This window comes from Methylobacterium sp. NMS14P, assembly GCF_028583545.1.
Lineage (GTDB): Bacteria > Pseudomonadota > Alphaproteobacteria > Rhizobiales > Beijerinckiaceae > Methylobacterium.
This window is the reverse complement of the sequence record NZ_CP087106.1, coordinates 622,276-643,772: the sequence shown is the minus strand read 5'-3', so window position 1 is coordinate 643,772 and position 21,497 is coordinate 622,276. Positions and strand designations below refer to the sequence as shown.

Annotated in this window: 20 protein-coding genes; 10 read left to right on the top strand and 10 right to left on the bottom strand. The window is 71.1% G+C overall.

Going from position 1 to position 21,497, the window contains the following annotated elements:
- Positions 1 to 33: 33 nt before the first annotated feature.
- Positions 34 to 666 (bottom strand): S24 family peptidase, encoded by a 633-nt coding sequence (locus LOK46_RS02975; protein ID WP_012317556.1) that lies wholly within the window; start codon positions 664 to 666, stop codon positions 34 to 36.
- 316 nt (positions 667 to 982) lie between these two features.
- Here LOK46_RS02975 and LOK46_RS02970 point away from each other — a divergent pair, with 316 nt between their 5' ends.
- The 4 genes from LOK46_RS02970 (at position 983) to LOK46_RS02955 (ending at position 5,255) form a co-directional block, all read left to right on the top strand.
- A complete protein-coding gene (locus LOK46_RS02970; protein ID WP_273562416.1) occupies positions 983 to 1,333 on the top strand; it encodes a DUF952 domain-containing protein in 351 nt (116 codons plus the stop codon).
- The gene (locus LOK46_RS02965; RefSeq protein ID WP_273562415.1) at positions 1,330 to 2,406 is read left to right on the top strand and encodes a quinone-dependent dihydroorotate dehydrogenase; all 1,077 of its coding nucleotides are present in this window, start codon (positions 1,330 to 1,332) and stop codon (positions 2,404 to 2,406) included. The genes LOK46_RS02970 and LOK46_RS02965 overlap by 4 nt, the downstream gene beginning before the upstream one ends.
- Positions 2,407 to 2,664: 258 nt before the next feature.
- Entirely contained in the window at positions 2,665 to 4,962 is a 2,298-nt protein-coding gene (locus tag LOK46_RS02960; RefSeq protein WP_273562414.1) for an FdhF/YdeP family oxidoreductase, read from the top strand.
- Positions 4,959 to 5,255: a hypothetical protein gene (locus LOK46_RS02955; protein ID WP_273562413.1), complete on the top strand. Its 297-nt coding sequence runs from the start codon at positions 4,959 to 4,961 to the stop codon at positions 5,253 to 5,255. The genes LOK46_RS02960 and LOK46_RS02955 overlap by 4 nt, the downstream gene beginning before the upstream one ends.
- 102 nt (positions 5,256 to 5,357) lie before the next feature.
- On the opposite strand, the gene LOK46_RS02950 is transcribed toward LOK46_RS02955, so the two are convergent.
- Entirely contained in the window at positions 5,358 to 6,251 is an 894-nt protein-coding gene (locus LOK46_RS02950) for an HpcH/HpaI aldolase/citrate lyase family protein (protein ID WP_273562412.1), read from the bottom strand.
- A gap of 215 nt (positions 6,252 to 6,466) precedes the next feature.
- Between LOK46_RS02950 and LOK46_RS02945 the strand changes: the two genes are divergently transcribed.
- Positions 6,467 to 6,808: a hypothetical protein gene (locus tag LOK46_RS02945; protein WP_273562411.1), complete on the top strand. Its 342-nt coding sequence runs from the start codon at positions 6,467 to 6,469 to the stop codon at positions 6,806 to 6,808.
- A gap of 26 nt (positions 6,809 to 6,834) precedes the next feature.
- Here LOK46_RS02945 and LOK46_RS02940 read toward each other — a convergent pair whose 3' ends face one another.
- A complete protein-coding gene (locus LOK46_RS02940; protein ID WP_273562410.1) occupies positions 6,835 to 8,199 on the bottom strand; it encodes an MATE family efflux transporter in 1,365 nt (454 codons plus the stop codon).
- A gap of 127 nt (positions 8,200 to 8,326) precedes the next feature.
- The gene (locus tag LOK46_RS02935; protein WP_020093561.1) at positions 8,327 to 8,680 is read right to left on the bottom strand and encodes a DUF6460 domain-containing protein; all 354 of its coding nucleotides are present in this window, start codon (positions 8,678 to 8,680) and stop codon (positions 8,327 to 8,329) included.
- Between the two features lie 275 nt (positions 8,681 to 8,955).
- Here LOK46_RS02935 and LOK46_RS02930 point away from each other — a divergent pair, with 275 nt between their 5' ends.
- From LOK46_RS02930 to pdeM, 3 genes are all read left to right on the top strand, one after another.
- Entirely contained in the window at positions 8,956 to 9,912 is a 957-nt protein-coding gene (locus LOK46_RS02930; RefSeq protein ID WP_273562409.1) for an alpha/beta hydrolase, read from the top strand.
- Between the two features lie 122 nt (positions 9,913 to 10,034).
- Entirely contained in the window at positions 10,035 to 12,635 is a 2,601-nt protein-coding gene (locus LOK46_RS02925; protein ID WP_273562408.1) for a DEAD/DEAH box helicase, read from the top strand.
- Between the two features lie 41 nt (positions 12,636 to 12,676).
- Entirely contained in the window at positions 12,677 to 13,390 is a 714-nt protein-coding gene (gene pdeM, locus LOK46_RS02920; RefSeq protein WP_273562407.1) for a ligase-associated DNA damage response endonuclease PdeM, read from the top strand.
- A 38-nt stretch (positions 13,391 to 13,428) separates the two neighbouring features.
- Here pdeM and LOK46_RS02915 read toward each other — a convergent pair whose 3' ends face one another.
- Both LOK46_RS02915 and LOK46_RS02910 read right to left on the bottom strand, forming a co-directional pair.
- Positions 13,429 to 14,889 (bottom strand): methyl-accepting chemotaxis protein, encoded by a 1,461-nt coding sequence (locus LOK46_RS02915; RefSeq protein WP_273562406.1) that lies wholly within the window; start codon positions 14,887 to 14,889, stop codon positions 13,429 to 13,431.
- 207 nt (positions 14,890 to 15,096) lie between these two features.
- A complete protein-coding gene (locus LOK46_RS02910) occupies positions 15,097 to 16,083 on the bottom strand; it encodes a CorA family divalent cation transporter (protein ID WP_273562405.1) in 987 nt (328 codons plus the stop codon).
- Positions 16,084 to 16,294: 211 nt separating this feature from the next.
- Between LOK46_RS02910 and groES the strand changes: the two genes are divergently transcribed.
- Both groES and groL read left to right on the top strand, forming a co-directional pair.
- Entirely contained in the window at positions 16,295 to 16,585 is a 291-nt protein-coding gene (groES, locus tag LOK46_RS02905) for a co-chaperone GroES (protein WP_091779337.1), read from the top strand.
- Positions 16,586 to 16,656: 71 nt separating this feature from the next.
- Positions 16,657 to 18,297 (top strand): chaperonin GroEL, encoded by a 1,641-nt coding sequence (gene groL, locus LOK46_RS02900; protein ID WP_273562404.1) that lies wholly within the window; start codon positions 16,657 to 16,659, stop codon positions 18,295 to 18,297.
- 99 nt (positions 18,298 to 18,396) lie between these two features.
- On the opposite strand, the gene LOK46_RS02895 is transcribed toward groL, so the two are convergent.
- The 4 genes from LOK46_RS02895 to LOK46_RS02880 all read right to left on the bottom strand — a co-directional run bounded on the left by LOK46_RS02895 (position 18,397) and on the right by LOK46_RS02880 (position 21,463).
- On the bottom strand, positions 18,397 to 18,687 hold the full coding sequence (locus LOK46_RS02895) for a hypothetical protein (RefSeq protein ID WP_273562403.1): 291 nt from the start codon (positions 18,685 to 18,687) through the stop codon (positions 18,397 to 18,399).
- A gap of 280 nt (positions 18,688 to 18,967) precedes the next feature.
- Positions 18,968 to 19,480 carry a 5,6,7,8-tetrahydromethanopterin hydro-lyase gene (fae, locus tag LOK46_RS02890; protein WP_012317540.1) on the bottom strand — a complete coding sequence of 171 codons (513 nt, stop codon included), beginning with the start codon at positions 19,478 to 19,480 and terminating at the stop codon, positions 18,968 to 18,970.
- Positions 19,481 to 19,718: 238 nt separating this feature from the next.
- Positions 19,719 to 20,558, bottom strand: coding sequence for a triphosphoribosyl-dephospho-CoA synthase (locus LOK46_RS02885; RefSeq protein ID WP_273562402.1), 840 nt, complete (start codon positions 20,556 to 20,558; stop codon positions 19,719 to 19,721).
- Positions 20,555 to 21,463 (bottom strand): ATP-grasp domain-containing protein, encoded by a 909-nt coding sequence (locus LOK46_RS02880; protein ID WP_273564742.1) that lies wholly within the window; start codon positions 21,461 to 21,463, stop codon positions 20,555 to 20,557. Before LOK46_RS02880 ends, LOK46_RS02885 begins: the two co-directional genes overlap by 4 nt.
- Between the last annotated feature and the right edge of the window lie 34 nt (positions 21,464 to 21,497).

The window sequence follows — 21,497 nt, the reverse complement described above, 5'->3', positions numbered from 1 at the left end:
GCGTCGAACCATCCTGACCTGTCCGGGCACCGCCTACTGGCGCACCCACATCACCCGGGCCATCCAGGCGACCTCGCCGAGGTTCAGGACCCGGTCCTCGTGCTCGGGGTTCAGGGAGGCCAGTTCCACGGTCCGGGCGGTGCGCCGCCGCAGCTCCTTGGCCAGGACCTCGCCGCCGTGCAGGCGGACCACGACGCGGTCGCCCTTGCGGACGCTGGCCGTGGGGGACACGATCAGGACATCGCCGTCCCGGAACAGCGGCAGCATGGAATCGCCCTGGATCTCCAGCGCGAAGGCCCGCTCCTCGCCGAGATCCGGAAACTCGATCTCCTCCCAGCCGGCGCCGCCGGTGGGCATGCCCTCGTCGGTGAACAGGCGGCCGGCCCCGGCCTGGGTCAGGCCGATCAGCGGGACCATCGTGCGGGCGGGGATCTCGCGGGCCTCGATGAGCCGCAGGAACTCGTCGAGGCTCGAGCCGGTGGCGGCCAGGACCTTCGACACGGACTCGGTGGACGGCCAGCGCTTGCGGCCGTCGGCGCCGACGCGCTTCGACCGGTTGAAGCTGGTCGCGTCGAGGCCGGCGCGGCGGGCGAGGCCCGAGGCCGAGTAGCCGTGGCGCTCGGCGAGCCGGTCGATGGCGTTCCAGATCTGCTCGTGCGACAGCATAGCGGGCTCGGAAGCTCACCGTGAGCGGGCCGGCACCCCCGTCTCACCAGCCGGGATCCGGCTGCCTCGGAGGCACGGAGACGGTTCGCCCGCCGGGTCCGTTCGACACCCGCCGGGTACGCGCGGAGATACTGGACAATTTACTTTCCGGATCCGCTCTGCCGGTCCGGACAGGGCTGTGTGACGTCCAGCCTAGTCGTAGGAAAGTAGAACTACGGGCGGCAGATTGCAATCGCTCCTCGAATCACACCCGACGCCCCGCGGTTGCGGCGGGCGCCCGGCGCCTCTATCGCAGCGTCGTTTCCGGGGAGCTTCGATGCCGCTCATCTACAAGATCTGTCCGCGCGCCCTGTGGCGCGAGGCCGAGGCCGCGGGCCGGTTCACGGGCGCGCCGATCGATCATCAGGACGGCTTCATCCACTTCTCGACGGCCGGCCAGGTCGCCGAGACGGCGGCCCGGCACTTCGCCGGTCAGGACGACCTGCTCCTCGTCGCGGTCGAGGCCGACGCCCTCGGCGGCGACCTGCGCTACGAGCCGTCCCGCGGCGGCGACCTGTTCCCGCACCTGTACGGCCCGCTGCCGCTCTCCGCTGTGGTCGCGGTGGACGAAATGCCGCTGGGCGCCGATGGCCGGCACGCCTTCCCGGCCGGGATCCTGCCGGCATGATCGCGGCCGCCTTCCCCCTCGTTCGGCCGCTGCTCCACCGCCTCGACGCGGAGCGCGCGCACGACCTGACCCTTCGCGCCCTGGCACTCCTGCCCCCGGGCGGCCGGCCGGCGGACGACCGGCGCCTCGCCGTCGACCTGCTCGGCCGCCGCTTCCCGAACCCTGTCGGCCTCGCGGCCGGCTTCGACAAGGGCGCGCGCGTTCCCGACGCGCTGCTCGGCCTCGGCTTCGGCTTCGTCGAGGTGGGCGGGGTCGTGCCGCGGCCCCAGCCCGGCAACCCGCGGCCGCGGGTGTTCCGGCTCGCCGCCGACGGCGCGGTGATCAACCGCTTCGGGCTCAACAGCGAGGGGCTGGAGGTCGTGGCCGATCGGCTGCGCGCCCGGAAGGGTCGGCCCGGGATCGTCGGCGTCAACATCGGTGCGAACAAGGAGTCCGCCGACCGCCTCGCCGACTACGCCGCCTGCACCGCCGCCCTGGCGCCGCTGGTCGACTTCGTCACGGTCAACGTGTCCTCGCCCAACACACCGGGCCTGCGCGACCTGCAGGGCGAGGCCTTCCTCGACGAGCTGCTCGCCCGGACGGTCGAGGCCCGGGACGCGTCCGGTGCCGGCGCGGCGATCCTCCTCAAGATCGCCCCCGACATGGCGCTGGACGCCCTCGACGCGGTCTGTGCCACGGCCCAGCGGCGCGGGGTCCAGGCCCTCGTCGTGTCCAACACGACGGTGGCCCGCCCGGCGAGCCTGCGCGAGCAGGGGCTCGCCCGGGAGACCGGCGGCCTCTCGGGGCGGCCGCTCTTCGGTCCCGCGACCCGGATGCTCGCCCAGACGCGCCTGCGCGTCGGGGACGCGCTGCCGCTCATCGGGGTCGGCGGCGTGGACTCGGCCGAGGCCGCCTGGACCAAGATCCGGGCCGGCGCGAGCCTCGTGCAGCTCTACTCGGCGCTGGTCTACGAGGGCCCGGGCCTCGTCGGGCGCATCAAGGACGGGCTCCTGCGGCGCATGAACGAGGCCGGCATCGCCTCGCTCCGGCAGGCCGTCGGGCGCGACGCCGCCGATCTCGCCCGCGGGGATTGAGCGGGCGCGAGAGCGACCGTAGCGCGGCGCAGCCGGCCCCGCACCGCCGCGGATCGCGTCGACGGCGCGGCGGCCCGTGAACGGGGCCGGGCCGGATAAATTTTTTGCGGTCGCAGTTTGGAAAGGCTTTGCACAGCGGGAGCTTAGCCTGTGTCCCGTGCATGAGGGGCCTGCGCCGGCACGCCATTGTGAGGGGACTGGAGAGGCGCTTATCTCGCGATTGCGAGACACATCGCGTCAGCCAATCCAGGACGGTTCATGGCCCAGTCTGAAGGGTCTTCCAAGCGCTCCTCCGCCGCCGGCGGCTGGGGTGCTCTGAAGAGCTGCGGCAAGCACCTGCTCGGCAGCCGCGCGCCCCTCACCGGCGCCCGCGCGCTGCTGAAGGCGAACCAGCCCGACGGGTTCGACTGCCCCGGCTGCGCCTGGGGCGACCCGGAGCACGGCTCGTCCTTCGAGTTCTGCGAGAACGGCGTGAAGGCGGTCTCGTGGGAGGCCACCGACAAGCGCACGAAGCCGTCCTTCTTCGCCAAGCACACGCTGACCGAGCTGCGTACCTGGAGCGACTACGCCCTGGAGGGCCAGGGCCGCCTGACGCACCCGATGCGGTACGACGCGGCGAGCGACCGCTACCTGCCGGTGAGCTGGGACGAGGCCTTCGCGGAGATCGGCGCCACCCTGCGGGGGCTCGACCATCCCGACCAGGCCGAGTTCTACACCTCGGGCCGCGCCTCCAACGAGGCGGCGTACCTGTACCAGCTCTTCGCCCGCGCCTACGGGACCAACAACTTCCCCGACTGCTCGAACATGTGCCACGAGGCGAGCGGCGTCGCGCTGATCGACGCGATCGGCATCGGCAAGGGCACGGTCCTGCTGGAGGATTTCGAGAAGGCGGACGCGATCTTCTGCGTCGGCCAGAATCCCGGCACCAACCACCCGCGCATGCTCGGCGACCTGCGCCGGGCGGCGGAGCGCGGCGCCAAGGTCGTGGTGCTGAACCCGGTCCGCGAGCGCGGCCTGGAGCGGTTCGCCGACCCGCAGAACACCGTCGAGATGCTGCGCGGCGCCAGCCGCCCCATCGCCAGCCACTATGTGCAGCCGCGCTCGGGCGGCGACATGGCGGCCTTCCGGGGCATCGCCAAGGTCGTGTTCGCCCGCGACGCCGAGGCGCTGGCGGCCGGCCGGCCCTCGCTCCTCGACCGCGCCTTCCTCGAGCACCACACCGCCGGGCTCGAGGCGTACCGCGCCGCCGTCGAGGCGACGTCCTGGGACGCGATCCTCGACCAGTCGGGCCTGACCATGGACGAGATCGCCGCGATGGCGGACGTCTATCTCGGCGCCCAGCGGGTCATCGCCACCTGGGCCATGGGCGTGACCCAGCACCGGCACTCGGTGGCGACGATCCGGGAGATCGCCAATCTGCTGTTCCTGCGCGGCCATATCGGCCGGGCCGGCGCGGGCCTCTGCCCGGTGCGCGGCCATTCCAACGTGCAGGGCGACCGCACGGTCGGCATCAACGAGCGCCCGTCCGCAGCCTTCCTGGATTCCCTGGAGCAGCATTTCGGCCTCGCCATGCCGCGCCGGCACGGCCATAACGTGTTGGCGGCGATCCGCGCCATGCGGGACGGGACGTCGAAGGCCTTCATCGGGCTCGGCGGCAACTTCCTGCGGGCGACGCCCGACACGCCGGTCGTGGCGCAGGCGCTGGCCTCGTGCCGGCTCACCGTGCACATCGCCACGAAGCTCAACCACGCCCACCTCGTGCCGGGCGCGGTCGGCTACCTGCTGCCCTGCCTCGGCCGCACCGAGATCGACCGGGGCGCCGAGGGCAAGATCCAGATCGTGACCGTCGAGGATTCGATGAGCATGGTCCACGGATCGGGCGGCATCAACAAGCCGGCCTCGAAGGAGCTGCGCTCCGAGATCGCCATCATCGCCGGCATGGCGCAGGCCACCGTCGGCGCCGCCGCCATCGACTGGGCCGGCTTCGCCGCCGATTACGACCGGATCCGCGAGGCGATCGCCGCCACGATCCCGGGCTTCACCGGCTACAACACCCGGGTGCGCAAGCCGCGCGGCTTCATGCTGCGCAACCTCGCCGCCGAGCGGGTGTTCGAGACGGCGACCGGCCGGGCCACCTTCTCGGCCGACGCCCTGCCGGCCGAGACCGAGCACCAGGCCGCCCGGAAGACCCGCGACACCTACGTGCTGCAGACCTTCCGCAGCCACGACCAGTACAACACGACGATCTACGGCCTGGATGACCGCTACCGCGGCGTCTACGGCGAGCGCCGCGTGATCTTCGCCCACCCGGACGACCTCGCGGAGATCCGCGACCGGCTCGGCGACCGGGTCGACGTCGTCGGCACGCACGACGACGGCATCACCCGCCGGGCGGAGGATTTCCGCCTCGTGCCCTTCGACATGCCGCGGGGGGCGCTGGCCGGATACTATCCGGAGCTGAACATGCTCGTGCCGCTCTCGACCTACGGCGAGAAGAGCGACACGCCGACCTCCAAGTCGGTGCTGGTCACCCTGCAGGCGCGCGCGGCCGCGTGAGCGCGGAGCCCGACGAGGCGGCGTTCGTCGCCGCACTCGACCGGGTGTCCGCGGCCCGGCCCGATCTCGACCCGCTGGCGGCGGGCCTCCTGGCGGCACTCGACCTCGGCCTGCCGGGCGACAGCCGCGCTTTCGCCCGCACCTTCGGGGTTGAGCACGCCCTCGTGCTGCGCGCCCTCTCGGGCCTGGACGAGGCGGGCCTCGTCGCCGTCACGGCGCGCGACGGGCGCACCCAGCGGACGCGCTACACGATCGCCGATTCAGGGCCGTCGGTGCCGTCATCACGAGCGTAGCGAAGTAACCCAGGGAGCGCGACAGACTTGGGCGTGGCGCTGCCCTGGATCGCTTCGCTCCGCTCGCGAGGACGGACGCGCCGACATCGGACGGAGCCGCGCTCAGAACCCCTTCGCCTTGATCGCCTCGGCCCAAGTGACCGCCCGCCGGTTCACGCCGAGATGCTGCCGCTCGTAGAGCCGGCCCTCCAGCTTGATCGCGCCGCGCTTCGCGTATTCCGGGCGCTCGAACGCCTCGATCACCAGCTTGGCCCGGCGCACCTCCTCCTCGGTGGGGGCGAAGGACGTGTTGGCCGGCTCCAGCTGCGTCGGATGGATCAGTGTCTTGCCGTCGAAGCCCAGGTCGCGGGCCTGCCGGCACTCGTCACGGCAGCCCTCGGTGTCGGCGATGTCGTTGTAGACGCCGTCGAGGATCGCGAGCCCCTCCGCCCGGGCGGCGGCGAGCGCCATCATCATCCAGGGCAGCATCGGCACGCGGCCCGGGACGATCTTGGCCCAGGTGTCCTTGGCGAGATCGTTGGTGCCGAGCACGAGGCAGGTCAGGCGGTTGCGCGGGTCGCGCTTCGCCCGGGCGATCTCCTGGATGTTGAGGATCGAGGCCGGGGTCTCGATCATCGCCCAGATCGCGATGCCGTCCGGCGCGTCGAGCGATTCGAGCCGGTCGGCGATGCTCTCCAGCACGGCCGGGGACGAGACCTTCGGCATCAGAATGGCGTCGGGCTTGGCCTCGATGGCGGCGTGGAGATCCGCCTCGCCCCACGGGGTCTGCGGGGCGTTGACCCGGATGATCAGCTCGCGGCTGCCGTAAGCGCCGCTCTTCACGGCGGCACAGACCTGGTCGCGGGCGATCTCCTTCTCCTCCGGGCCGACGGCGTCCTCGAGGTCGAGGATGATGCTGTCCACCGGCAGGGTCTTGGCCTTGTCGAGCGCCCGCTGGTTCGAGCCGGGCATGTACAGCACGCTGCGGCGCAGGCGCAGATCGGTGGTCGTGGCCATCGGCTTCTCCCTCCTGGGCCGTCGCGCGGCCTCCCGTCGTTGCGCTGCACCCTAAAGCACGGAGCCGACTCTGCCACACCCTAAAGGTCGGGGCGGGTGAGTCCCCGCGGGGTTTGATACCGCGCCGTCTCTCCGCAGATCGAAGCCGCGGTTTGGTCATGTTCCGCCGCTTAAAGGCCGGACGAAACCAATTCTCGGAGTCCGGGATCTCTACGATGCGCAAAGTCTTGGTCACCCTCGCCTTGCTCGGGACATTGGCTGCACCCGAGGTGGCCAGGGCCCAGAGCCGGACCACCCTCGGAGTCGGCTCCGGTGCGGTCGCGGGGGCGCTGGTCGGCGGGCCGATCGGCGCCGTGGCGGGGGCCGTGGTCGGCGGCTTCGTGGGGAACTCCACGGAGCGCGGGCGTCGCCACGTCCGCCGGGGCCGCCGCTACGGCTACGCGGCTCCGCGCCGGTCCTACCCGCGGCGGGCGGAAGCGGCCGTGCCGCGCACCACGGGATCCGTCGCCCGCGCGGCGCCGCCGGCTCAGCCCACCACTTGGAAGGATCCGCGCTGAGGCGCCTCCGGATGTGCTGAGGCCGCCTAGGCTGCCGGTTCGAGGGCGGCTGGGGCTGACGTCCGGAACGTGTCCCGGGCGAGGCGCGGGAAGGCGATCGCTTGCCCGACGCCCCGGGCGCCCAGGAAGCTCACGAAGGCGAGCCACAGCCCGGTGTTGCCGAAGCCCAGGCTCTCGACGAGCGCGAGGATCGCGCAGTAGGCGGCGAGCGCGCACACCATCAGGTTGCGCATCGCCCGCGTCCAGGTCGCGCCGATATAGATCCCGTCATACGCGAAGGGTGCCGCGGCGGCGAGCGGCGCCAGGGCGGCGAGGACGAGGTAGGACCGGGCCGCCTCGCGCACCGGTCCGTTCGTGGTCACGGCATCGATGAAGGCCGGGCCGCCCGCCAGCGACAGCAGGCTGACCGCGAGGCCGAAGCCGAGGCACCAGCGCAGGCTCAGGGCGGCGGCCGCGTCGAACGCCTCTCGGTCCCGGGCGCCCACCGCCTGGCCGCACAGGGTCTCGGCCGCCGTGGCGAAGCCGTCGAGGAAGAAGCCGCCGATCAGGAAGAGATTCCACAGGACCGAGTTCGCGGCCAGCACCACGTCGCCCTGCCGGGCGCCCAGCGCCGAGAACAGCACGATGCCGGTGATCAGCGCGAGCGTCCGCAGGATGACGTCGCCGTTGACGCTGAGCGTCCGGCGGAGGGCCGCGGCGTCGCGCAGGTCGCGCAGCGGCACCCGGAACGGCCGGGAGCCGAGGCGGGCCAGGAGGATCAGCCCCAGGCCGAGTCCGAGCGCCTCGGCGCCGAGGGTCGCCAGCGCCGCGCCGGCGAGGCCCAGGCCGAAGCCCAGGACCAGGGTGAGCGTCAGCGCGACGTTGGTCAGGTTGATGGCGATCTGCAGCAGCAGGCCGAGATCGGTGCGCCCCCGCCCCAGGATCGAGCCGAGCACGCCGTAGCTCGCCAGCACGAAGGGCGCGGACAGGATGCGGATGTGGAAGTAGGTCGCGAGACCGGCGATCACCGCCGCGCTCGCCCCGCTGATCGCGAAGGCGAGCTGCGCGAGCGGGCCCTGCAGGGCCACCAGGACGAGCCCGATCAGGGCGCCCGCCGCCAGCGCCCGCGCCAGGATGCGGTCGACCTCGGCGTCGTCCCGTCCGCCGACCGCCTGCGCGGTCAGGCCGGCGGTCGCCATGCGGAGCGCCCCGAACGACCAGAAGATCGCGTCGAAGATCACGGCGCCGAGGGCGATGGCACCGAGCAGCGCCGCGTCGCCGAGCCGCCCGATCACCGCCGCGCCGACGAAGCCAAGCATCGGCGTCGTGACGTTGGCGATCGTCATGGGCAGCGCCAGGGCCAGGACGCGGCGGTTCGTCGGTTGGCCCGTGCTGGCGACGGCGTGCATCATGCCTCACGCTAAGGAGCCGCGCCGCCCGCGCAAAGCGCGGTCATCGCATCGGCGGGTTGCTGTGACGGGGGGCCGTGCTATCGACGCGCGGATCGCGGCCGATAGGCCCGAACCTCAGGGTGCCCCGTCAGCGGGAGACGGCGAAGAGGCGCGCGATCAGCCAGAGCGGTACGACCACGATCGCCCCGGCGACGATCCAGCCGCCGAAATCGTGGAGCGAGGCGAGCCCGACCTCCACCAGTGCCCGCGCCGAGTCGTAGACGTGCCAGAACAGCCGCCCCGGCGTCAGGCCGAGCATCGACATGAAGGCGCCGACCAGCACCGACAGGAACAGGAGCCGCAGGAACACGCCGGCCGGCGAGCCGCCGAGGAACCGCCGCAGCGCGGAGGGGCGCGACCGGTAGCTGTCCGCGCCGTAGGGGGCGTTCGGCGGGGCACCCTGCTGATAACCTTGCCGGCGCCGGTCGTGATCGACGAGCATTGCGTCCTCGTGAAGCCTCAGGGCCCTCGGATCGGCGACGAAGCGGGCGGAACCGTGGCCGGCACACCACACCGCGTCGAAACCCGAGCGCGGATCAGGCGTTGGCGGGTTTCTCGCGCGCCGTGCAGATGGCAAGCGGCGTCGCGCGCGCCAAGATGCGGGACGGGGTGGATTGCGACGCGGGACTCTCGCGACGCGGCCTCGACCAAAGGGAGAACTCCCGGGAATCGGGATTGGTGTGAGAGGCTCTGAGTGCCGACGGGACCATACGCACGATGATCGACCACGCCCTGTTCGACCCGGCGACGATCGATCCCGAGACGCTCCGGCTCAATGCCGAGATCGTCGCGGCGCACGCCGCGCTGCCCGATCCCTGGTCGCTGCCGATCGCCGAGGTGCGCGAGCGGCGCCGCATGGGCACCAAGGCGGCGCCCGCCATGCCGCACAGCGCCCGGGCGGAGTGGCTGACGATCGACGGGCCCGGCGGCCCGCTCAAGCTCCGCGTGGTCCGGCCCAAGCCCGGCACGAAGCTGCGCGGCGCCTACCTGCACATCCACCGCGGCGGCTGGGTCTGGGGCTCCGCGGACGAGCAGGATCCCTGGCTGGAGCGCATCGCCGACACCTGCGGCTTCGTCGCCCTGTCGGTCGAGTACCGCCTCGCTCCCGAGCATCCCTATCCGGCGGCCCTCCTCGACTGCGAGGCCGCGGCCCTGTGGCTGGCCGGTCCGGGCAAGACTGAGTTCGGCATCCACGCGCTGACCATCGGCGGCGAGTCGGTGGGGGCGCACCTCGCCGTGATGGTGCTGCTGCGGCTGCGCGACAAGCACAACCTGCCGCGGGCCTTCCGGGGCGCCAACCTCAACGCCGGCTTCTTCGATCTCGGCCTCACCCCGTCGGTACGGAACTGGGGCGAGGAGCGGCTGGTCGTGAACACCCGCGACCTGACCAAGTTCGCCGACGGCTACGTCCGCGAGGGCATCGACCGGCGTCGGCCGGACGTGTCGCCGATCTACGCCGACCTGAAGGGCCTGCCGCCGGCCCTGTTCACCATCGGCACCGCCGATCCCCTCCTCGACGACACGCTCTACATGTCGGGGCGCTGGGCGGCGGCGGGCAATGGCGGCCACACGGCGATCTATCCCGGCGGCTGCCACGTCTTCGCCCGCTACCCGAGCCCGATGAGCGAGCGGGCGCTGGAGCTGATCGACCGCTTCCTGATGGCGCTCGCCTGACCGACCCGTCCGAGATCCTGCCGGAGCGGTTCCGGGCTTGGTTCGCGGGGCGCGGCTGGGCGCCCCGGTCGCACCAGCTCGATCTCCTGCGGATCGCCGGCGCCGGCCGCTCGGCGCTGCTGGTGGCGCCGACCGGCGCCGGCAAGACGCTGGCCGGCTTCCTGCCGAGCCTCGTCGCCCTCGCCGAGCGCGGGCCGCAGAGGAAGGCGGCGGGCCTTCACACCCTCTACGTGTCACCCCTGAAGGCGCTGGCGGTGGACATCGCCCGCAACCTCGACGCGCCGATCGCCGAGATGGCGCTGCCGGTGCGCGTCGAGACGCGCACCGGTGACACGCCGGCCCACAAGCGCACCCGCCAGATCAGCCGACCGCCGGACATCCTGCTGACCACGCCCGAGCAGCTGGCCCTGTTGATCGCCCATCGCGAGGCGGCGGAGTTCTTCTCCGGATTGCGCTGCGTGGTGCTCGACGAGCTCCACGCGCTGGTGACGTCGAAGCGCGGCGACCTGCTGTCCCTGGCGCTGGCGCGGTTGCACCGGCTGAGCCCCGGCCTCGCGGCGATCGGGCTTTCCGCGACCGTTCGCGAGCCTGATGAATTACGAAAATATCTTGTGCCGCAGGGCCGACTTCCCCCTCCTCCTTCTGCGGGCGCGCCTTTGAAGCTGCACGAAGGGAAGGCCGGCCCGGCTGCGGGAACAGGCACGGGTCCCCTCTCCCGTGCGGGAGAGGGGCAGGGTGAGGGTCGAGAACGTTCAGAACGTAGCTTGACCGCGACGGGCGGCGATGATGCGCCTGATCCTGAGGCTTCGCGTCCCTCACCCCAACCCTCTCCCGCACGGGAGAGGGGGCCGGTCGCGCCACCCATGGCCGATCTGGTCACCGTCGCCGGCGGCGCGAAGGCCGACCTGCGCATGCTCGATCTCGGCCGGGCGCTGCCGATCTCCGGCCACACGGCCTGGCACTCGATGCCGGCGATCTACGAGCTCATCCGGGAGCACCGGACCACGCTGGTCTTCGTGAACACCCGGCTCCAGGCCGAGTACACGTTCCAGGAGCTGTGGCGGCTCAACGACGATGCCCTGCCGATCGCGATCCACCACGGCTCGCTGGACGCCCAGCAGCGCCGCCGGGTCGAGGCCGCCATGGCGGCGGGTCAGCTCCGGGCGATCGTCTGCACCGCGACCCTCGACCTGGGCATCGACTGGGGCGACGTCGACCTCGTGGTCAATGTCGGCGCGCCGAAGGGGGCGAGCCGGATCATGCAGCGGATCGGCCGCGCCAACCACCGCATGGACGAGCCCTCGAAGGCCTACCTCGTCCCGGGCAACCGCTTCGAGATGCTGGAGTGCCAGGCGGCGCTGGACGCCGTCGAGGAGGCCGCGCAGGACACGCCCGACGCCCGCCGGGGCGCCCTCGACGTCCTCGCCCAGCACGTGCTCGGCATGGCCTGCGCCGACGCCTTCGATCCCGTCGACCTCTACGACGAGATCGTCTCGGCCGCGCCCTACGCCGACCTCGCGTGGGAATCGTTCGAGCAGGTGGTCGACTACGTCGCGACCGGCGGCTACGCGCTGCGCGCCTACGAGCGCTTCGCCAAGATCCTGCGCGGACCGGACGGGCTCTGGCGGGTGCGCGACGCCCGCACCGCCCAGGCCTACCGGATGAATGTCGGCACGATCGTGGAGGCGGCGCGGGTGAAGGTCCGGCTCGGCCGGACCCTGCGCGGCAAGCCCGGCACGGTGCTGCCGAAGACCGGGCGCGTGCTCGGCGAGATCGAGGACGAGTTCGCCGAGACGCTCACCGTCGGCGACACTTTCCTGTTCGCCGGCGAGACCCTGCGCTTCGAGGGGCTCGCCGAGGACGAGTGCCTCGTCACCCGCGCGCCGGCCGGCACCGACCCGGCGATCCCGTCCTACGCGGGCGCGAAGTTCCCGCTCTCGACCTTCCTGGCCGCCCGGGTTCGGGCGCTGATCGCCGACCCGTTCGAGTGGGACCGCCTGCCCGAGCAGATCGGCGCGTACCTGCTGCAGCAGCGCCGCCGCTCGGTCCTGCCGGGCGAGCGCGACCTGCTGGTGGAGACCTTCCCGCGCGGCAAGCGCTACTATCTCACCGCCTTCCCGTTCGAGGGCCGCCTCGCCCACCAGACGCTCGGCATGCTGCTGACCCGGCGCCTGGAGCGCGCCGGCCTGCGGCCGCTGGGGTTCGCGGCCAACGATTACGGCATCGCCATCTGGACGACCCGCGACGTCTCGGAGCGCGCCGCCCTCGACCCGGACTTCATCGGCGACCTGTTCGCGGTCGACATGCTGGGCGACGACCTGGAGGCGTGGCTGGACGAATCCGCCATGATGAAGCGCACGTTCCGCCAGTGCGCCGTCATCGCCGGCCTGATCGAGCGCCATCACCCGGGGCAGAAGAAGTCCGGCCGGCAGGTCACGATCTCGACCGACCTGATCTACGACGTGCTGCGCAAGCACCAGCCCGACCACCTGCTGCTGCGGGCCGCGCGGCAGGATGCGGCAACCGGACTCCTCGACGTGAGGCGCCTCGGCATGATGCTAGAGCGCATCCAGGGGCGAATCATCCACAGGTCTCTCGACCGGGTCTCGCCGCTCTCCGTGTCCGTGATGCTCGAGATCGGGCGCGAGCGGGTCTACGGCGAGGGCGCCGACGAGATCCTGGCCGAGGCCGAGGCGGAGCTTCTCCAAGAGGCTCTGTCCTGACCGTCGATCCGCCCTCCCCCGACGACACCGAGGATGCGATCTTGGCGGCCGGCCTGAGACTCGAGAAGACGCACAAGCACCCCACCCTGCAGCTCGCGGGCGAGACCCTGGTGCTCGACCTGTGCGGCGGCCTGTGGCTGCCGGAGCACCGGACGCTGATCGTGTCCGACCTCCACCTGGAGAAGGGCTCGTCCTACGCGGCCCGGTCCGGCCAGTTCCTGCCGCCCTACGACACCCGCGAGACGCTCGCCTGCCTGCACGAGGCGGTGGTCCGCCACGATCCCGCCCGCGTGGTCGCGCTGGGCGATTCCTTCCACGACGCCCGCGGACCCGAGCGCATGGAGCCCGGCGACCGCGCCCTCGTGGCGGCCCTCCAAGAGGGCCGGGACTGGGTCTGGATCGCCGGCAACCACGACGCCGCCGTGAACGAGGGTGTCGGCGGCCGCTACGCCGACGCACTGACGCTGGGCGGCCTCGTCCTGCGCCACGAGCCGAGCCCGGAACCGGTTCCCGGCGAGATCGCGGGCCATCTCCATCCCTGCGGGAAGGTGGCGATGCGCGGGCGGGCCGTCCGCCGACGCTGCTTCGTCACGGACGGCACCCGCCTCGTGATGCCGGCCTTCGGAGCCTACGCGGGCGGCCTGAACGTCCGCGACAGGGCGATCGAGAGCCTGTTCCCCAACGGGTTCACCGCCCATCTCCTCGGGGACGGGCGGGTCTTCGCCATCGGCCGGGCGCAGCTCGCCCGGGATTGAGGGCGCGCCTCGGCGTGCTCGAAGCGGCGTGACCGGGATCAGGCCGTCTTCATGAAGCGGATCACGCTCTCGGACAGGCTCGTCGAGTGGCCGGCGAGGCTCTCGGCGATGCCCTGGACCGCCTGGGCGAGCTGACCGGTGGCGTTGGCGGCCTCGGAGACGCCGCCGATATTGCCCGCCATCTCGTGGGTCGAGACCGCCTGCTCCTCGACGGCGCTCGCCATCGCCAGGGTGAGCTTGGACAGTTCGTCCACCGCCGCGGTGATCATCTCGATGGCGCCGACCGCGTCGCCGGTCGCGGTCTGGATCGCCGAGACCTGCTGGGTGATCTCACCGGTCGCCTTGGCGGTCTGCTCGGCGAGCGCCTTCACCTCCGAGGCCACGACAGCGAAGCCGCGACCGGCGGCGCCGGCCCGCGCGGCCTCGATCGTGGCGTTCAGCGCGAGCAGGTTGGTCTGGTCGGCAATCGACTTGATCATGCTCACCACCGCGTCGACCTTGCGGGCGTTCTCGGCGAGCTGGCGCATGGTCGCGTCGGTGGTCCCCGCCTGGGCGGCGATCTGCTGCGCGCGCTCCGAGACCCGCCCGACCTGGCCGGAGATCTCCTGGATCGCGCCGTTCATCTGCTCGGAGTTCGACGCGACCGACGAGGCCTTGTGGCGCGCGGATTCGGCCGACTGCATCAGGCCCTCGGCCGAGCTCTGCATCTCCTGGATGGCGGAGCCGACGGCCTCGACGACCCGCTTGACGTCGGTCTCCATGTTCACCTGCGCGGTGACCACCGCCCAGGTCAGCATCGGGCCGAGATACTGGCCCTTCTCGTCGGTCACGGCCGTGACCCGCAGGTTCAGGGTCTCAGGCCCGACCTTGATCTTGGTGCTGTGCGGCAGCCGGCTCGCATCCGCCAGCATGGTGCGCTGGTGGCTCGGGTTCTTGTGGAAGATGTCGAAGGAGCGGCCGAGCATGTCGTCGACCTTGACCGGCAGGTGCTGGTCGATCGTGCCGAGCGTCTTGCGCGACGTGGCGTTCATGTAGTCGATCTTGAAGTTGTCCTTGAAGTCGGCCGTCATGACCGCCACCGGCACGTTGTCGATCATCGTCAGGAGCCTGTTGATCTCCTTCTTCTTCGCCGAGATGTCCGCGGCGAACTTGACGACCTTGATCGGCTTGCCCCGCGCGTCGAGGACGGGATTGTACGTCGCCTCGAGCCAGACCGAGTCGCCCTCCTTGTCGAGGCGCTGGAACTCGCCCGTGACGTACTGGCCATCCTTCAGCTTGTTCCAGAAGGCGCCGTACTCCGCAGTCTCGGCATAGCTCTTGTCTACGAAGATACGGTGATGCCGGCTCTGGACGTCGCTGAGGCTGTACTTCATCAATCGAAGGAAGTTCTGGTTCGCGTGGAGGACAGTTCCGTCCATCGAGAACTCGATGATCGCGAGCGAACGGTCCAGGGCGTCGATCTTGGCCTGGGCTTCGTTGAAGACAGTTCGATTGAACATGGTGCTGCTCGCGTTCCCCCGAGCCGGGTCTAGCGTCGCAGCGTTAATGAATTCCTTATTTCGACTTACGTCCAGATTACGTGCGAGCGAGGACGGAACGAATGCTTCTGGCGCCGCTGTCTCTGCGTGTCGGTATCCGAGTCGGCGCTGCCATCGGAGAATGAGATGCGACGTAGCGATCTCAATGCTGTAATTTGTCCGTAAATACTAGAACCAGCCTCGCATGCGGAAGTAGACGATGGGCGCGACTGCGCTCAGGAGGATCAGGCCGAGCGCGTAGGGATATCCGAGTGCCCAATCCAGCTCGGGCATGTGCTTGAAGTTCATGCCGTAGATCGACGCGATCAGCGTCGGCGGGACCCCGACCACCGAGACGACGGTGAGGACCCGGAAGACGTTGTTCTGCTCGATGGTGATGAGGCCGAGGGCGGCGTCGAGCAGGAACTGCACGTTCTCGGCGAGCCGCGTCTCGAACTCGTCCAGGGACTCGATGTCCCGCTTGATCGTCTCGAAGCGCGAATCCTCCGGCAGGCCGAGGTTGTCGCAGGCCGCGGCGACGAACGGGATGATCCGTTCGAGCCCGAGCAGGCTCGACCGGATCTTCCCCAGAACCTTCCCGCGGTTGCTGATGCCGCGCAGGATCCGGCGCAGGGCGAGGTCGCGGCGCCGGGGCGGCGGGCTCTCCAGGCGCCGCCGCTCGGCACCGCGGACGTCGAAGTCGAAGATGCGGGTGGAGAGCGTGTCGAGCTCGGATCCCATGTCCTCCAGGGCGTCGGCGAGGCTGTCGACCAGCTCTTCCAGGACGACGAGGAAGATCTCGCTTGGCGTCGTGCTGCCGTCGCCGTCCGCGACGCGCTTCGCGGAGGTCTCGAAGGCGCGCAACTCATGGAAGCGGATCGTGACGAGGTGATCCTTGGTCAGCAGGAAGCCCAGCGGCTTCAACTGCGACGCGCTCTGCTCGAAGGTGATCATCGGCGTCGACAGCGAGAGCCCGCCCTTCACCCGCCGCAGGCGGCTCGACGTCTCGACCTCCGAGAGCGCCGCCCGGGACGGTACGCGCAGGCCGGTCGCGGCCTCGACCGACGCGGCCTCCTCCGGCGTGGGGTCGTTCAGGTCGAGCCACACGGTGTCGCGCGCGATCGGCCTGCCAGGTTGCAGCGCCACCGGGCCTTCGGGTCCGTGCAGGCTCAGCATGAGAGCGCGTTATCCATGAGGGGGAACGGAGCCGCCGGCACGTCATCGCACCGTCGCGCGGGGGTGCGACAGCCTTGACTCGGAACCCGCCCGCGCCTATCTCGCGGCCGTCTTTGGCACTCGCCGAGACAGAGTGCTAACAGTCGAGTTCGCGAGCGGTCCCGCCGGCCGCATCAACGCCAACTCCAGACCTGAAGCAAGAGGGCAGCTCATGAAGTTCCGTCCGCTGCACGACCGCGTGGTCGTCCGTCGCATCGAAGGCGAAGAGAAGACCAAGGGCGGCATCATCATCCCGGACACCGCCAAGGAGAAGCCGCAGGAGGGCGAGGTCGTCGCCGTCGGCCCCGGCGCCCGCGACGAGTCCGGCCGCGTCAACGCGCTCGACGTGAAGGCCGGCGACCGCGTCCTGTTCGGCAAGTGGTCCGGCACCGAGGTCAAGATCGACGGTCAGGACCTCCTGATCATGAAGGAATCCGACATCATGGGCGTCGTCGCCGCCTGATCGGGTCACCCGTCATCGCCCTTTGAGGCCGTCCCGGCCTTGGGGTTCAACAACTAGCTAAGAGGCACACAATGGCAGCGAAAGACGTTCGTTTCTCCGCCGACGCCCGCGATAAGATGCTGCGCGGCGTCGACATCCTCGCCGACGCGGTGAAGGTGACGCTGGGCCCGAAGGGCCGCAACGTCGTGATCGAGAAGAGCTTCGGCGCCCCGCGCATCACCAAGGACGGTGTGACGGTCGCCAAGGAGATCGAGCTCTCCGACCGCTTCGAGAACATGGGCGCCCAGATGGTGCGCGAAGTGGCCTCGAAGACCAACGACATCGCGGGTGACGGCACCACCACCGCGACCGTGCTGGCCCAGGCCATCGTCCGCGAGGGCGCCAAGTACGTCGCCGCCGGCATCAACCCGATGGACCTGAAGCGCGGCATCGACCTCGCCACGGCTGCCGCCGTGAAGGACATCACCGCCCGCGCCAAGAAGGTCTCGACCTCCGACGAGGTCGCCCAGGTCGGCACCATCTCGTCGAACGGCGACACCGAGATCGGCCAGATGATCGCCCACGCGATGCAGAAGGTCGGCAACGAGGGCGTGATCACGGTCGAGGAGGCCAAGACGGCCGAGACCGAGCTCGACGTCGTCGAGGGCATGCAGTTCGACCGCGGCTACCTCTCCCCGTACTTCATCACGAACGCGGAGAAGATGGTCGCCGAGCTCGAGGACCCCTACATCCTCATCCACGAGAAGAAGCTCTCCTCGCTCCAGGCCATGCTGCCGGTGCTCGAGGCCGTTGTTCAGACCGGCAAGCCGCTCCTGATCATCGCCGAGGACATCGAGGGTGAGGCGCTCGCCACGCTCGTCGTCAACAAGCTGCGCGGCGGCCTGAAGGTCGCGGCCGTCAAGGCGCCGGGCTTCGGCGATCGCCGCAAGGCCATGCTCGAGGACATCGCGATCCTGACCAAGGGTCAGATGATCGCCGAGGATCTCGGCATCAAGCTCGAGAACGTGACGCTCCCCATGCTCGGCCGCGCCAAGCGCGTGCGCATCGAGAAGGAGAACACCACGATCATCGACGGCGTCGGCGAGAAGTCCGACATCGAGGGCCGCATCTCGCAGATCAAGGCGCAGATCGAGGAGACCACCTCGGACTACGACCGTGAGAAGCTGCAGGAGCGTCTGGCCAAGCTCGCGGGCGGCGTCGCGGTGATCCGCGTCGGCGGCGCGACCGAGGTCGAGGTGAAGGAGAAGAAGGACCGGGTCGACGACGCCCTCAACGCCACCCGCGCGGCGGTCGAGGAAGGCATCGTCCCGGGCGGCGGCACCGCGCTGCTCCGCGCCAAGAAGGCGGTCGCCGAGCTGAAGTCCGAGATCCCGGACGTCCAGGCCGGCATCAAGATCGTGCTGAAGGCCCTTGAGGCCCCGATCCGCCAGATCGCCCAGAACGCGGGCGTGGAAGGCTCGATCGTGGTCGGCAAGATCACCGACAACACCTCCTCGGAGACCTTCGGCTTCAACGCTCAGACCGAAGAGTACGTCGACATGATCCAGGCCGGCATCGTCGACCCGGCCAAGGTGGTGCGCACCGCCCTGCAGGACGCGGCCTCCGTCGCCGGCCTGCTGGTGACCACCGAGGCGATGGTCGCCGACGCGCCGAAGAAGGACAGCCCCGCTCCGGCCATGCCGGGCGGCGGCATGGGCGGCATGGACTTCTAAGTCCGCGCCACCCGCGTCACGGAGGAAGGGGGTCGCCGCGAGGCGGCCCCTTTTCTTTTGGCGCCGGCCCGCCGCGGTGGCCCGCGGGGCGCGGGCCGGTCAGACGCCGCGACGCGACGCCAGGGCCGCGAGACGCGCCCTCACGGTGGCAATCAAGGATTGCCGGACGCGCTCGGTCGCCTGGAACGGGATATCGAAGTTCAGGCTGTGGTAGATCAGGGGTCGGATGCTGCCCTGATCGGGATCGTTCGCGCCTGTCTCGATGAAGTCGAGGATCCAGGCATGGATCGCCGCGTGATCGGACGTGTCGGGATCCGCGGCGAGGACCAAGTGGCCGCCGTGCGTCCAGTCATCGCGCAGGGTCGCGGACACTTCGTCGGATGCAGGCATGACCTCACCTCGCGGCTCTGCCCGGTGCGGCCGGAACGATAGTGTATCCGCGCGCGCCGATCCCGTTCATCACCGGCGGCCACCGAGCTTCGACGCCGCGTCACCTGTACGACTGCGCCTCCCCCCGCCGCCATGTCGCGCGGCAAGCGACAAAAAAACGGGACGGCTCGCGCCGTCCCGTTCAGGGGCCTAATTATCGGCCAAGGAAGATCGAAGCCAGTCGCTGGAGCAGGCCCCGCGGTGCGGGCGGAGGCTCGCTCTGCCCAGGACCGTCCCCGATCTAAGCGTTGGCGGCGAAGGGGTGCTGCGCTGAGTTGCGCTGCTCGGTGACCGTCGAAGCCTTCGGCTCGCCGTTCACGGCGCGCTGGATCGACAGCTTGGTGGCCTCGTAGTTGTACTTCTGGATCTTGGCGTCGTCGGCCGCCTCCCAGTGGATGAACACGCCGACCAGGATGTACAGGTCGTCGGCCTCGTCCGCCGGGATGATGCCCTCGGCCACCGCGTCCTGCACGGCCTTGGCAACGCCGTGCTGGGCCGGGCCGAACATCTGGACGGCCTGACGGGCGTCGTTGATGGTGACCTTGTTGAACATCAGGGTGTTCGGCTTGCACGGCAGGTTCGGCGCGATGACCGCGAGCAGGCTGGTGAAGCCGTGCTTGTTGTTCACGAGGCCGTTGCAGAAGGCCGTCTCGGCCGGCGAACCGCGCGGTCCGATGATGAGGTCGATGTGGGCGACCTCGTTGCCGTCGCCGACGAGGGCCTCGCCGACCTGAACCTTGGTGATCTTCGCCATTCGGTGTCTCTCCCTGGATTCCGAAATAGAGCCGCGCGCCGGGCGGTGCCGCGGCCGGGAAGCCATCCTTGTTATCGGCGCCCGACCATGCCGGCCGAGCCGGTTGGGCCGAGCCGGTTGGGCCGGACAGCGCGGCGGACCCTACAGCGGGCCCCTGCGGCTCACAACCCGCGCAAGGCCCTGACACGAAGGAATTTCCATCCGCCCGGCGCTATGGACACCGGATCGTGCACGCGGCTCAGGCCAGCCGGGCGCCGGCGCCCGCGAGCGCGTCCCAGAACAGCGTCGCGACGGTGAAATCCGCGCTCGTGCCGGGATTGATCGCCCGCGCCTTCAGCGACGCGTCGAGGGCCAGCAGCGCGTCGACCGGCCGCGCGGCGAGGTCGATCCGGGCCAGCGCGGCGTCGGCCTCCCGGCGGACGCCCTCGGCCGCGACCGCGCCGTGCTTCCGGGCGATATGGCTGTCGGGCACCGCGCGCAGGTAGGCCAGGTGAATCGCGGTCGTGCACCAGGTCGGGTCGAGTCCGGCGGCGCGGGCCTCGCGCAGGGCCGCGAGCCCGATCGCCGGCACGTCCGCGAAGCCCGTGACGTAGGCGTGGGCGATCCGGTCCCGGTCGGCGGCCTCCGCCATGGCGTCGCGCAGGGAGCCGGGCGCCGCGTCGGCGACGTCGTGCCGGGCGGCCTCGCCGAGGCCGCCGGGACTCGCGCGGCGGATGCCCGCGAAGACGGCTTCCGAATCCGCGCCGTTCAGCGTGTCGAGCACGGCCGCGACGGTCCGGTTCTCCTCGGCCGCGACCGCGAGCGGCGCGCAGAGCAGCAGGATGCCGAGATTGGTGTTCTGGCCCACCGCCGCCATGGTGGCGGCGACGCCGTCGCGCACCCGCGCCCCGACGCCCGCGCCCGGGCGCGCCAGGGGCGGGGCCGAGACGTCTGCGCTCGTGACGAAATCCCCCAGTACCATGCGGTGGCCGGGCGCGTAGGCGTGGACGTTGCCGGGCTTGAGGGCGTCGAGCTCCGCGAGGCAGGCCGCCCGGTAGAGCGTCCCGATCAGCGCCGCGTCGAGGCCGGCCCCGCTCATGCCACCACGAGCCGGGGGCGGCTGGCGCCGCGGGCCGCGGCGAGGAAGCCGCGCACCACCGCGGCGGCGATATCGGTCTCGCACACGGTCTGGAGCCCCGACCAGGCCGGCATGGAATTGACCTCGAGGACCGAGAACCCGCCCTCCCCGTCCTCGACGAGGTCGACGCCGGAATAGTCGACCCCGACCGCGGCGGCGGCGGCCTCGGCCAGCTCGGCGGCGGCGCGCGGCATCGCCCAGGGCAGCGGCCGGCCGCCCCGGTGGACGTTGGTGATCCAGCCGTCGCCCTCGCGGATCATGCCGGCGATCGCCCGTCCGTCGCAGACGAACACCCGGTAGTCGCGCCACAGGCCGTCCCGGCGCGGCACGTAGCGCTGGAGGTAGTAGACCCGCGCCACCGCCTCCTCGTCGGGCAGGTCTTCCGGGCGCTCGATCAGGGCGAGCCCCTCCCCTTGCGAGCCGAACAGCGGCTTCAGGACCAGCGGCGCGCCCGGACGCGCCTCTGCGGCGACCAGGGCCGCGGCCGCCTCGCGCTTCGAGAACACCCAGGTGGCCGGCGTGGGCAGCCCGGCCCGGTCGATGAGCAGCGAGGTCGCCGCCTTGTCGACCGAGCGCTCGATCGCGGTCGGCGCGTTCCAGACGGTGACCCCCGCCGCGACCAGGGTGTGCAGCACGCCGAGCCGCATCGTCGTCGCCTCGAAGGTGCCGCCCGCGATGGTCCGCATCAGGACGCCGTCCGGCAGGGCGTCGGGGAAGCCCGGCACGCGCAGGGGCTCGTGGCCGCCGGTCACGACGGCCACGTCGGCCAGCGAGAACAGCACCGGCTCGACGCCGCTCGCGCGGAGGGCCGCGAGCAGGCGGTTCTTGTGCCAGGTGCCGTTATCGGCCGCGAGCCCGATGCGCATGGGGGTCCTGATCGTCACGGGGCCGCCCGCATCC

Bases quoted from the DNA above. Each gene is read 5' to 3' on its own strand.
- LOK46_RS02940 (WP_273562410.1), bottom strand. From the start codon at position 8,199: ATGATGCACGCCGTCGCCAGCACGGGCCAACCGACGAACCGCCGCGTC.
- LOK46_RS02935 (WP_020093561.1), bottom strand. From the start codon at position 8,680: ATGCTCGTCGATCACGACCGGCGCCGGCAAGGTTATCAGCAGGGTGCC.
- groL (WP_273562404.1), top strand. From the start codon at position 16,657: ATGGCAGCGAAAGACGTTCGTTTCTCCGCCGACGCCCGCGATAAGATG.
- LOK46_RS02950 (WP_273562412.1), bottom strand. From the start codon at position 6,251: ATGGCCACGACCACCGATCTGCGCCTGCGCCGCAGCGTGCTGTACATG.
- fae (WP_012317540.1), bottom strand. From the start codon at position 19,480: ATGGCGAAGATCACCAAGGTTCAGGTCGGCGAGGCCCTCGTCGGCGAC.
- LOK46_RS02960 (WP_273562414.1), top strand. From the start codon at position 2,665: ATGGCCCAGTCTGAAGGGTCTTCCAAGCGCTCCTCCGCCGCCGGCGGC.
- LOK46_RS02915 (WP_273562406.1), bottom strand. From the start codon at position 14,889: ATGTTCAATCGAACTGTCTTCAACGAAGCCCAGGCCAAGATCGACGCC.
- LOK46_RS02880 (WP_273564742.1), bottom strand. From the start codon at position 21,463: ATGCGCATCGGGCTCGCGGCCGATAACGGCACCTGGCACAAGAACCGC.
- LOK46_RS02910 (WP_273562405.1), bottom strand. From the start codon at position 16,083: ATGCTGAGCCTGCACGGACCCGAAGGCCCGGTGGCGCTGCAACCTGGC.
- LOK46_RS02945 (WP_273562411.1), top strand. From the start codon at position 6,467: ATGCGCAAAGTCTTGGTCACCCTCGCCTTGCTCGGGACATTGGCTGCA.
- groES (WP_091779337.1), top strand. From the start codon at position 16,295: ATGAAGTTCCGTCCGCTGCACGACCGCGTGGTCGTCCGTCGCATCGAA.
- LOK46_RS02970 (WP_273562416.1), top strand. From the start codon at position 983: ATGCCGCTCATCTACAAGATCTGTCCGCGCGCCCTGTGGCGCGAGGCC.
- LOK46_RS02885 (WP_273562402.1), bottom strand. From the start codon at position 20,558: ATGAGCGGGGCCGGCCTCGACGCGGCGCTGATCGGGACGCTCTACCGG.
- LOK46_RS02965 (WP_273562415.1), top strand. From the start codon at position 1,330: ATGATCGCGGCCGCCTTCCCCCTCGTTCGGCCGCTGCTCCACCGCCTC.
- LOK46_RS02895 (WP_273562403.1), bottom strand. From the start codon at position 18,687: ATGCCTGCATCCGACGAAGTGTCCGCGACCCTGCGCGATGACTGGACG.
- LOK46_RS02930 (WP_273562409.1), top strand. From the start codon at position 8,956: ATGATCGACCACGCCCTGTTCGACCCGGCGACGATCGATCCCGAGACG.
- LOK46_RS02975 (WP_012317556.1), bottom strand. From the start codon at position 666: ATGCTGTCGCACGAGCAGATCTGGAACGCCATCGACCGGCTCGCCGAG.